The sequence below is a fragment of the Amycolatopsis sp. NPDC104863 genome (assembly GCF_055582965.1).
On the sequence record NZ_JBVJOW010000007.1, the window covers coordinates 136,371 to 147,901 of the forward strand.

Below are 11,531 nucleotides of genomic sequence, written 5' to 3' on the forward strand. Positions count from 1 at the left end.
CGCGCTCAGCGTTTGCCGGTCGAGCCCGCCCAGATCCCGTCGCCCGTGTAGGCCGCCGAGTAGCCGAGCAGCGCCGCCAGGCCTTCCGACAGCCCGCCGCACGACGCGACGCCGTTGGTGTTCGTCGCCGCCGAGCACAGGGTGCGGCCGCCGGCCGTGAACGTCAGCGTGCGGCCGGGCACCGGACGGCCGTACCGCGTGTCCGTCAGGGTCGCGCTCACCGCCGGGAAGCCCAGCCGGGTCGGCGCCACCACGATCGACGTCGGGTCCGGGGCTGTCGAGAACACCGACGCCGACGCGCGGAGCCCGGTGGTCCCGATCGTCGCCGGGGCGAACAGGTACTGCACCGCCGAGTCGGGGCCGGCCGGCGCCGGGCAGCCGGCTCCGGTCGTCGCGACGTCGATCGTCGGGTCCGTCCGGTAGCGTCCCGGCGCCGCGCCGACCGCGCGCGGCCAGCAGACGAACTGGATCGACTGGGGCGGGGTCGGCGGCGGGGTGATCCGGGCCGGGCCGGTGCCGGTCAGGCCGTAGGACAGGCTCGGCCCCGCGGTGTTGTCGGCCAGCGCCACACTGTCCACACCGGACAGCGTGAGCTCACGCGTTTCCGAAGCGGTGAACGGGTTGTACGCGCCGGTCTGCAGCACCGGGCCGTCGTCGGCGCCCGCCGCGGTGTCCCACAGGTACTGGACCTGGAAGGTGTCCGCGGTCTCGCCGGTGACCGTGGTGGTCACCTCGACGCTCGAGTCGGCGACGGTGCTCCCGTGCACCACGACGTCCTGGTCGACCTGGAAGGACTTGCCGTCACCGGGGTCGTCCTCGGTGTAGTGCGACCAGTGGGTGTGCATCCCGGTCGTGTCGAGCGGCGTCTGCGTCAGGTACAGCACGCCGTCGAGCGCGACCTCGGTCGCCGTGGTCAGGTACTGGCCCTGCACGTAGTCGACCCCGGAGGTCAGGTCGCGCACGGTCATGAACGACGTGCCGGGCACACCGCCGCCGAACAGCACGTCCCGGCCCGCGCCCGCCGGGTGGTCCGGCCCGGTCTGCACGGTGAACGAGCCGACCCCGAGGCCTTGCGCCTGCTGGACGGAGACGCGGAAGACGCCGTTGCCGAAGGTGGCCGCCGCCGCGGCCGCCGCGCGGATGCCCGGCTTGCCCGGCGGGGGCGCCGCGGCCGCCGGGAGCGCGCCGGCCAGCAGCAGGGCCGACGCGGCGCCGGCCGCCCACAGCAGTCTGGTGCGGTTCATCAGATCCTCCACAATGGACGGTTCAGAAGGTGAGGGCGTCGGCGTAGACGAGCCGCGCGCCGCCCTGGTTCGGCAGCTCGGACTCGGTCAGCACCAGGCGGAACGGGCGGCTGCCGCGCGCCGCGGGCAAGGTCACCGTGCCGGTCCAGCCGGTGCTCGTGGCCGTCAGGACGACCGCGGAGCCGCTGTTCTGCCAGGCGACGTTCCCGCTCAGCGCCGGGTCGGCCACCTGCAGCCGCGCGCTGAGCTCGGCCGCGGACCCCGTCACCGGCGCGTACGTCGGGCCGGTCACGGTCAGCCGCACCGACGTCGGCGAGGTGAACACCGCCGTCGCGATCCGGTCGGGGGACAGCTGCGCGAACTGCGCCTGCACCACCGCGGACAGCTCGACGTCGGGCACCGACACCGGCTGGTAGCGGGCCAGCGCCAGCCGCACGAACGGCGTGTACGGCGAAGGCTGCGGAGCGGCGAAGGTGATGTCGCAGAACCAAAGCTTGCGCTCGGCGTCGTAAACGACGTCGTGCGGAGCGACGGCGACCGTCGAGGTGGCGCCCTCGACCAGCTTCAGGTCCGCCCGCGGGTGCACCGCCAGCGGGAAGTCCCCGGTCTGCGGCGGCCGGGTGAACGCCGCCGACTTCCACACCGGGTCCTGCGCCCAGTCGGTGACGTACCGGGTCAGGTCGGCCGGCACCGTCGGCCCGTCGGCCAGCAGCACCCCGAGCTGTTCCCCGTCGCCGGAGGAGTACCACGGCCGGTTGAGGAAGACCCGCAGGCCGTTGCCCCGCCGGGTGCTCGTCACCTGCGACGCCGTGGTCTCCGCGGTCCAGCCGAACGTCGGCACGACGTAGGCGATGTCCGGCGCGGCCGGCCGCGCCGAGCTCGGCACGTCGACCGTCAGGGCCGTACCCGCCCGCGTGATCGGCGGCGGCACGTAGGCGACCTCCACCGACGCGGGCGCCGGCGAAGCCCGCCAGGTGAGCGTGCCCCGCACGTAGTCGACGTCGTAGTCGGCGCCGCGCACGTAGGTCGTCGACCCCGCCCGCACGACGTCGGACGCGGGCACGATGCCGCCCTTGTCCACGACGACCGCCGACGCGCCCGGCTTCACCGTCGCGCGCTGCAGGAAGTACTCCGCGAACCGCGAGGTGCCGATCGGGGTGTACGTCACGCGCCGGTACTTCGTGTCGTGGAACTCGTGTCGCTGGTCGACCGGCAGCACCTGGCCCAGCGGGTCGGCCGGCTGCGCGACCACGCCGAACGCCGCCGCCGCGCTCGGCGCCGGCACCGGCGCGGGCAGCGACGGGGTGTCGACCTGCTCGGTCCACGCGGCCTGGAGGTCGACGCGGCTGGTGCTCGGCCGGTCGAAGGCGAGCCGGTCGACGATCCGCGCGAACGTCTCACCCGGGCGCCGCACCGCGACCGGCTTGACCAGCGCGGGCGGGGTCAGCGGCTGTTTGATCGCGTGCACCAGCGTGAGCGTGCGGAACGGCGTGAGCTGCCACAGCCGGCCTTGGCGGGCCAGCGCGCGCAGCGACGCTAGCGTCGTGCCCGCCGGCAGCCGCACGGTGCCCGCGGCGACGGCGTCGGTCAGCCACTTCCACGGCCCGAGCAGGTCGACGTCGGCGTCGGCCAAAACGCTGCTGTAGTCGACGTCGAACGTCCGGCCCTTCGGGACCTGCACGGTCAGCACGCGGAACAGCGGATCGAACTTCGGCTTGCCGGTGCCCTCGACCATCCGCAGCCGGAACGGCCGGTAGTCCGGCCAGTTCCCGAGCAGGGGCACCGGGTCGAAGTCGCCGGTGACGACCTCGCCCTCGGCCGTGCCGGGCAGTCCGGCGAAGGCGGCGCCGCGGCTGAGCACGTCCGGCAGGTAGGGGAGGGTCAGCTGGTCGACGTCGAAGTACGGGATGCCGTAGGCGCCGGGGTCGGGGGTGCCGCCCTGGTCGAACGAGCCGGTGTCCTTCTGCTTGATCCGGCCGTAGGCGAGCTTGTCCAGCATCGGCGGGGTCAGCAGGGTTGCCGGCAGGTCGAACAGGCCGTGCTGCTCGGCCAGCAGCTCCGCGATCCGGACCGGCGCGAGGTGGCGCTGGCAGTCCGCGGTCGCTGCGGTGTCGAAGTTGCTGCGGATCACCATGCGCTCCACCGATTCGCCTTCGGTGCGCGGCTTGCGGAACAGCAGGTGCGGCGACACGACCGGTTCGAAGCGCGTGTACTTGACCGGCGCCGTCGCCCCGGCGTCGCCGGTGACGTCACCGAGGCCGGGGCCGTTGCCCGCGAGGTCGGCCGTCCGCGCGCGGAACCGGTACGAGCGCCCGAACCGCAGCCGCGGCAGGCTGCCCGGCTTGGCCTTGAACTTCACCCCGAGCGGGAACGCCGGGTCCGGCTCGGTCCCGTCACCCGCGACGAGCCCGCCGTCGTCGTCGACGGCCTTGCCCGGCCGCGGCGCGACCAGGCTGTAACCGCTCCAGCGGGCCAGGGACTCGTGGAGGAACAACGTCTGCGTCGGGTCGTCGGGCTGCGCCGTGTGCCCGGTGGTGACCACCCCTTCGTCGCCGGCCGAGATCGTGGTCCCGGCCACGGTGTAGGTCCCCTGCCGCCGGCAGAGGCTGTGCCAGCCCTGCGAAACGTCGTCCCAGACGTCGATCCGGACCCCGCGGGTCAGGTCCTCGGCACTCGCGGAAGCGCCCTTCGCGAGCGCGTCCGCCTGGCCGACGGCGTCCCAGATCCGCCTGGCGCGCCCGGTCTCGGTGATCGAGAAGCCGTTGCTCTGCAACGCGGGCGGCGCGGCGGTGTCCGGCGCGTCGGACGGCGGGTGCCCGACCTCGCCGTGCGGGTCGAGCCGCGCGATGCTCTCGCCGAAGCCGAGCAGCTTCACCGCGGCCGAGTCGGGGTCGACCTCGGTGACGTCGAAGTCCGGGCCGCCCAGCTGCAGCAGCCCGCCGGCGAGCAGCGACGTGCGGGCGTTCGCGGTGAACGCCGTGGCGGTGACCGTGCAGTCGGTCCGCGGCGCGGTCACCGTCGTCCCGGCCAGCACCGGGGTCACGCTCACCCAGGTCGGCCCGGCGGGCAGCGGGTCCGGCAGGGGCACACGCAGGTCGCGGACCAGGCCGAACTTCCGCAGCAGCGCGGGGTACTGGCCGAGCGAGCCGACCACCGAGTGGAAGTTCGGCGGCTCCGGCACGACGGCGGCCCGGAAGGGGTTCGCGACGCGGGAGCCGCCCGGGTCGGGGCGGGCCGCCGCGCTGCGGCCGTGGAAGTGCTCGGAGAGCAGGAAGTCGAGCTGCTGGTCGCTCAGGTAGTGGTCGTCGCGGATGCGGGCGAGCGCCGGGTCGTCGCGGTCGAAGAAGTTGGCGGTGAAGAAGTACCGGGCGAGGTCCTGGGTCACCGCGGCCTTCGTCAAGGGGGAGATCCAGGTGTCGTGCAGCCGGTAGCCGGTGGTGCCGCAGCGGTTGCCGCTCGTGCGGGCCGGCGCGAACCCGCCGGGAATGCCGACGTAGTCGATGATCGTCGGGTGCGTGGTCGGGTTCCGCGCCGCCATCAGCGCGTACTGGTCGCGGACGAAGTTCCGCACGTTGCGCACGGGGTAGGAGCGCACGAACGTCTGCGCCGGCGGCATCGGCGGCGCGGTCGCCGCGCCCAGCACCGCCCCCGCGCCGAACAGCTTCTTCCACAGGTCCGAGCGCAGGTCCTGCGGCAGCTTCTCGGCGCGGGTGACGGCGCCGCCGAGCGAGACGTCGAACTCGACCTTCGCGGCGGGCCAGTCGAGCCAGTCCGGGAACGCGGCCAGGGTGTCCGCCCCGCTCAGCCGCGGGGAGAGGAACACCGACAGATGCAGGAAGGCCCGGCCGGCGTCGGTGCGGACGCCGTTGGGCAGCGCGGTGCTCAGGATCGTCTGGGTGGCCATCACTGTCTCCTCAGGCCGCGAACGCGTCGCAGTAGGTGTTCCAGTCGTCCTGGCTCAGCTGGTCGCCGAACGACGGCGAACCGCCGGTCGGCAAGGCCGCCGCGCCGGTCCGCTGGGCCAGCGACGAGGAACCGGGACCGGCGAAGGACTTGTGCACGGTGAGCGTGACCGACTTCGAGAAGAACAGGATGTCGATCTCGACGGTCAGCGACGCCTCACCCTCGACGAGGTTCTTCCCGCCGCCGCTGGTGTAGCTCAGCGCCAGGTAGAACTCGGCCGAGATGGTGATCAGGCCGAGGACGTTGAGCGAGCCGTTCGCGCGGACGTACCCGGTGAGGGTGATTTCGTCGTGCCCCCCGCCGTCGGGGTCCGGCAGGTGTTCGAGCTTGAAGTAGATCCCGGCCAGCACCGAGACGGACCCGCTGGCGACGCCGAGGTTGAACGCCACCGCGCCGCCGAACTCGATCGACGCCTCCATCAGCTCGAAGCCGTCGGTGCCCACGGCCAGCGCGAAGAACCCGCCGCCGCCGAACAGCGAGACGCTGAGCGTGAACGGGTGCTCCCGGCTGCAGAACGCGAACCGCGCGCGGGCCGGGGTGCCGTCGAAGGGGATCGACAGCGCCGCGCTGAAGGCCAGGTGCTGCAGCGCGAACACCCCGACCCCGACGTCCGGGATCGCCAGCGTGTAGCCCGCGGTGATGCCCGAGGGCTGGACGTCGATGCCGAGGCCCTTGCCGGTGCTGACCAGGAACTGCTGCAGGGTGTTGACGAACTTCAGCGGGCCCTCGAACTCGATCTTGTCCAGCTCGACGTGGATCACCGGCTTGGCGCCGTCGTGCTGTTCGAAGGCGAACCGGCGGAAGGTGAGCTTGATGAACGACAGCTTGTCGTCGTTGCCCTTCACCAGCTCGATCGCGAAGTCGCGCAGGTCGCCCTTGATCGTCGACGTCGTGGTCACGCCGCTCGTGCCGAACGTCGTCCGGTTCTCGCCGTGCAGCGTGAGCGTCGCGTGCGGATGGTCCGGCACCTGCGGGAGGAACACGCCGGCGGTGAGGCCGTCCGGCAGCTTCGGCCGCCAGTCCAGGACCGTCGTGACGGCGGTCGGCGGCGCTTCCTTGCCGTTGCCGTACTCCGGGGTGGTGACGATCTTCGGCGCGTTCTCGATCGGCAGCGTCAGGGCGTCCGGCAGCTTCGGGTCGAACCCCAGGATCTGACCGAGGTCGAGGCCGCCGAGCAGCTTGGCGGAGAACTTGTCGAGGAACTTCCCGGGGTTGAACTCGCCGTCCGCGGCGATCCGGCTGATCGTCTCGACCGGCCCGGACAGCGGCCCGAGGGAGCGGGACAGGCCCCGGATGTTCATGTCGGGCGCGGCGATCCCGCCGAGCTGGGCGACGTTCCGGCCGAACGCGGCGTTCACCGCGCTGACGTCAGGCAGCGGTGCGCCGGCGACGAGGGCCTTGGTCAAGGCCCCGACGTCCGACACGGACGAGCTGACCCGGGCGAACAGCTCGCCTTTGATGTTCTCGAAGGAGCCCGTGACGTAGCCGGGGTCGTACCCGATGGCGGTGGCGAGCTCCCGGCCACCGGCCAGTGCTTCGACGGCGGGCAGCCGGATCTCGGCGGCGAGCATCTGCGGGGCGAAGCCGGCCTCGCCGGCCTGCACGCGCAGCTTCACGTTGAGGTGCATGCGCAGCGCCGGGAACGCGGTGCTGCGCGGGGTGTCGTCCGCCGCCGCGGCCACGCCGTTCGTGCCGGGCACCGGCGCGAAGGCGACCTTCTGCCCGCGCAGGTCGTGGGTGCGCCGCGGGTGGATGTCGGTGAAGTCGTCCGGGTCGGCCTGCGCCTGCAGCGCGTCCAGCACCGGCTTCTTGACGGCGTCGTCTTCGTAGACGAACGCGAAGTGCGCGACGGATTCGATCCGGTTCCCCGCCCAGTCGGCGGCGACGATCGGGAACGGGATGTCGACGACGTCCGCCCCGAGCTGGTACTGCACCCAGAAGGCGTCGGTGGTCCCGACGTGTTCGCGCCGGGTGTCCGCGGCGAGGTTCGGGGTGGTGGTCATGGTGATCTCGACCGACCGGAACGGCAGCCCGTTGTCTTCGAAGAGCTTGACGGGCTCCTGGATCCGGACGAACTGCCGCCGCAGCAGCCGCGCAGCGCCACCCGCGATGGCGCGTTCGGTCTCGGTGATCAGGGTCGCCTTGTGGCCGTAGGGAAAGAGGAACCCTCGCTCCTCGATGCGGACGTAGTTGTCGCGGCCCAGTGCCGAGCGGTGCTGCCACGCCGCCAGCGTGCCGTCGGCCCACCTGCCGTCCAGCTCGAGCGACGAGCCCAGGGCCGAGAGCAGGACCAGGTCACCGCGGACCGCGCCGCGCGTGTTCGACTGCGTGACGATCTCGGTGAGCGTCTGGGGCCGGCTGAGCAGGTCGTTGAACCGCAGGTCGTCCGGGGTGTCGGCGGCCGCCGCGCGAATCTCGGCCGGGCCCCGCAGCGGGTCCGGGCGGCCGAAGTCGTCGCGCGGTGCGAGCCGGGTGTGCCACAGCTCGGTGCGCCCGGCCGACGTCACCGGGTGCGTGACGTGCGCCCACGACGCGTACTGCTCGGGGGTCAGGTGCAGCCAGTCGACCAGCAGCAGGTCGGTGGTCAGCGCGTCCGGGGCGGCCGGCGCGCTCCTCGGCACCACCCGCATGACCCAGTTCGACCACGCGAGCAGGCCCTCCTCGGTGTAGGGCAGCTCCTTCACCGTCGACGGCACGAGGAACGCGATCCGGCTCGGCGCGACCGCCCGGGTCGCGAGGTCGCCCGGCGCGGGCAGGCTCGCCGGCGGGGCGCCGCCCGGGTCGGTGACGGCCGTCGTCTCCTCCATCAGGTGCTGGCTGTCGAACCCGACGACGACCAGCGCCTGCGCGCCCGGGTCGATCGGCACCAGCTTCGGCGGGCCCGCGGCCGTCGACCGCCGCAGGTTGAAGAACTCGAAGTGCAGCTTGAGCATGTCTTCGCGGCGCAGCAGGCCGAGCGTGAGGTCCGGCGTCGCGTCGGCGGCGAGCACGGCCGGCAGCGGCGTGTCGCCCGGCAGGTTCGCCAGCAGCAGCGCGGCGCCGCCGGCGACCAGGACCGTGCGCCGGTCGACACCGCGCCGCCAGAGCGGTCTCGGCGTGGTGTCGTCGATGGGGTGCGAAGCGGGTTCGGGCATGCTGGGGACCTCCCCGGAGCGAACTGAGCCCGATCACCGTCGCCCCGGGGTCCGGCCCCGGCAAGCGGCCCAGCCTGATACCTCCCCTTGGGGCAGTGTTGTCCGCCCCACCGGCCCGTCAGCCGCCCGCCCGGCCCAGCATTTCGGCCGCGTCGGCCAGGTCGTCGGGGGTCGGCGCGTCGTCCTGGGTCAGCTTGCGCCGCCAGTACCCGGTGAACTCGACGACGTCCTTGGCCAGGCCCCGCTCGCCCACGAGATGCCGCCGCAGCGCCCGGACCATCCCGGCCTCCCCGGCGAGCCACGCGGCTGAGCCGGGACCGAGCGGGGCGCCGCGGACGGCGTCGAGCAGCTTGGCCCCGTGGGGCGCGCCGTCCCGGTGCAGCCAGTGGACGGGCAGCGGCTGCTCCTCGGCCGCGTCCGCCACCTCCACGAACACCAGCGCGTTGTCCACTTCGGACAGCAAGGTGGCAATCGCGGGCAGCGCGGTCTCGTCGCCGGCCAGCAGCACCGTGTCCCCGGACGGCACCGGACGGCGGTAGGCCGCGTCCGGGCCGTACCGGCCGAGGACGTCGCCGGGCGCGGCCGTGCGGGCCCACGCCGTCGCCGGGCCGTCGGCGCCGCCGGAGTGCAGGACGAAGTCGACGTCGATCGTCCCGCCGTCCCGGCTGCGCACGGTGTAGCTGCGCATCACCGGGCGCTCGTCCTCCGGGATCGCGAGGAACGCCTGGTACCAGCGCATGACGTCGTTGTCGGCGGCGGACGGCAGCCGCACCGGGCGGCCCGGCGGCGGGACCAGGAGCTTGAGCTGCTGGTCCGGCCACGACTCCCAGTCCTCGGCACCGGAGAAGGTGACCCGCACGGTCCGTGGGGTCGGCCGCCGCACCGCCACCACTTCGAGCAGGCCGGTCGGGTTCACGGCTTCCCCAGGTATTCACGCAGGTGGCGGGCGGTGAGCGTGGAGGCGTTCTCGACGAGCGCGGCCGGTGTCCCTTCGAACACCACGCGGCCGCCGTCGTGGCCGGCGCCGGGGCCGAGGTCGATCAGCCAGTCGGCGTGGGCCATCACGGCCTGGTGGTGCTCGATGACGATCACCGTGTTGCCCGCGTCGACGATCCGGTCGAGCAGCGCCAGCAGCTGGTCGACGTCGGCGAGGTGCAGCCCGGTCGTCGGCTCGTCGAGGATGTAGGTCGAGCCCTTCTCGGCCATCCGGATCGCCAGCTTGAGCCGCTGCCGCTCGCCACCGGACAGCGTGGTGAGCGGCTGCCCGAGCGTCAGGTAGCCGAGGCCGACGTCACCGAGCCGGTCGAGCACCGTGCGCGCCGAGCCCGACGGGAAGAACTCGCGCGCCTCGGCCACGGACATCGCCAGCACCTCGCTGATGTTCTTGCCCCGCAACTGGAACAGCAGCACCTTGGGCGTGAACCGCTTGCCCTCGCACTCTTCGCAGACCGACGCGACCCCGGCCATCATCGCCAGGTCGGTGTAGATCACGCCGAGGCCCTTGCAGTGCGGGCAGGCACCCTCGGAGTTGGCGCTGAACAGGCTCGCCTTGACGCCGTTGGCCTTGGCGAACGCCGTCCGGATCGGGTCGAGCAGGCCGGTGTAGGTCGCCGGGTTGGACCGCCGGGAGCCGCGGATCGCCGACTGGTCGACCACGACGACGTCGTCCCGGCCCGCCAGCGAGCCGTGGATCAGCGACGACTTCCCGGAGCCCGCCACCCCGGTGACCACGGTCAGCACGCCGAGCGGGACGTCCACGCTGACGTCACGCAGGTTGTGCAGCTTGGCACCGGTGATCTTCACCTGTCCGGTGGGTGTGCGTACTCGGGATCGCAGCGTGACGCGGTGGTCGAAGTGGCGGCCGGTGAGCGTGCCGGACGCGCGCAGGCCGTCGACGCTTCCGGTGTAGCAGAGCCGCCCGCCGTCGGTGCCCGCGCCGGGGCCGAGGTCGACGACGTGGTCGGCGATCCGGATGGTCTCCGGCTTGTGCTCGACGACCAGGATCGTGTTCCCCTTGTCCCGCAGGCAAAGGAGCAGGTTGTTCATCCGCTCGATGTCGTGCGGGTGCAGCCCGACGGTCGGCTCGTCGAAGACGTACGTGACGTCGGTGAGGCTGGATCCCAGGTGCCGCACCATCTTCACGCGCTGCGCCTCGCCACCCGAGAGCGTCGCGGACTCGCGGTCGAGGGAGAGGTAGCCGAGGCCGATCTCGACCAGCGAGTCGAGCGTGTCACGCAGGTTGCCCAGCAGCGGCCGGATCGACGGCGCGTCGAGGCTCCGGACGAACTCGGCGAGGTCGCTGATCTGCAGGGCGGCGCAGTCGGCGATGTTCTTGCCGTCGATCTTGGCCGACAGCGCGGCCCGGTTCAGCCGGGCGCCACCGCACTCGCCACACGTCTTGAAGGTCGCCGCCTTCTCGATGAACGCGCGCAGCCGCGGCTGCAGCGACTCGGTGTCCTTCTGCAGGTAGAGCCGCCGGACCTTCACCGCGAGGCCCTCGTAGGTGATGTTCGTCTTGCCGACCTTCACCTTGCACGGGCCCTTGTGCAGCAGGTCGTCCAGCTGCTGCGGCGTGAAGTCGCGGATCGGGGTGTCCGGGTCGAAGAAGCCGCACGAGAGGTAGGTCTGCACGTACCAGTTGTCCGGGGTGAAGCCGGGGACCTGGATCGCGCCGTCGTGCAGCGAGCGGTCGAAGTCGAGCAGGGCGTGGACGTCGAGGTCCGACACCCGGCCAAGGCCCTCGCACGCCGGGCACATGCCCTCGGGCAGGTTGAAGCTGAACGCGCCGGACGTGCCGACGTGCGGTTCGCCGAGCCGCGAGAAGGCGATCCGCAGCATCGCGTAGGCGTCGGTCGCGGTGCCGACCGTGGAGCGCGAGTTGGCGCCCATCCGTTCCTGGTCGACGACGATGGCCGCGCTGAGGTTCTCCAGCAGGTCGACGTCCGGGCGCGACAGGCTGGGCATGAACGACTGGAGGAACGCGCTGTAGGTCTCGTTGATCAGCCGCTGGGACTCGGCCGCGATGGTGCCGAAGACCAGGGACGACTTGCCGGAGCCGGACACGCCGGTGAACACCGTGAGCCGGCGTTTCGGGATGTCCAGGTCGACGCCGGTCAGGTTGTTCTCCCGGGCCCCCCGGACCTCGATCACGTCGTGGGTGTCGGCGGCCCGCCTGGGTGAGGTCATGCTG

General features: G+C 72.6%; 5 protein-coding genes. All 5 read right to left on the reverse strand.

All coding sequences use genetic code 11. The annotated features are described in order from the left end of the window. Positions 1 to 5 precede the first annotated feature (5 nt). Positions 6 to 1,244, reverse strand: a complete 1,239-nt coding sequence (locus tag ACZ63J_RS34180; protein WP_465398879.1) for a hypothetical protein — start codon at positions 1,242 to 1,244, stop codon at positions 6 to 8. Between the two features lie 22 nt (positions 1,245 to 1,266). Further along, the gene (locus ACZ63J_RS34185) at positions 1,267 to 5,148 is read right to left on the reverse strand and encodes a hypothetical protein (RefSeq protein ID WP_465439741.1); all 3,882 of its coding nucleotides are present in this window, start codon (positions 5,146 to 5,148) and stop codon (positions 1,267 to 1,269) included. A gap of 10 nt (positions 5,149 to 5,158) precedes the next feature. Beyond that, a complete protein-coding gene (locus tag ACZ63J_RS34190; protein WP_465439743.1) occupies positions 5,159 to 8,341 on the reverse strand; it encodes a hypothetical protein in 3,183 nt (1,060 codons plus the stop codon). 118 nt (positions 8,342 to 8,459) lie between these two features. Further along, complete coding sequence (locus tag ACZ63J_RS34195; protein ID WP_465439745.1) at positions 8,460 to 9,257, reverse strand: siderophore-interacting protein; 798 nt, start codon at positions 9,255 to 9,257, stop codon at positions 8,460 to 8,462. Further along, positions 9,254 to 11,527, reverse strand: a complete 2,274-nt coding sequence (locus ACZ63J_RS34200; RefSeq protein WP_465439747.1) for an ATP-binding cassette domain-containing protein — start codon at positions 11,525 to 11,527, stop codon at positions 9,254 to 9,256. The genes ACZ63J_RS34195 and ACZ63J_RS34200 overlap by 4 nt, the downstream gene beginning before the upstream one ends. Positions 11,528 to 11,531: the final 4 nt, after the last annotated feature.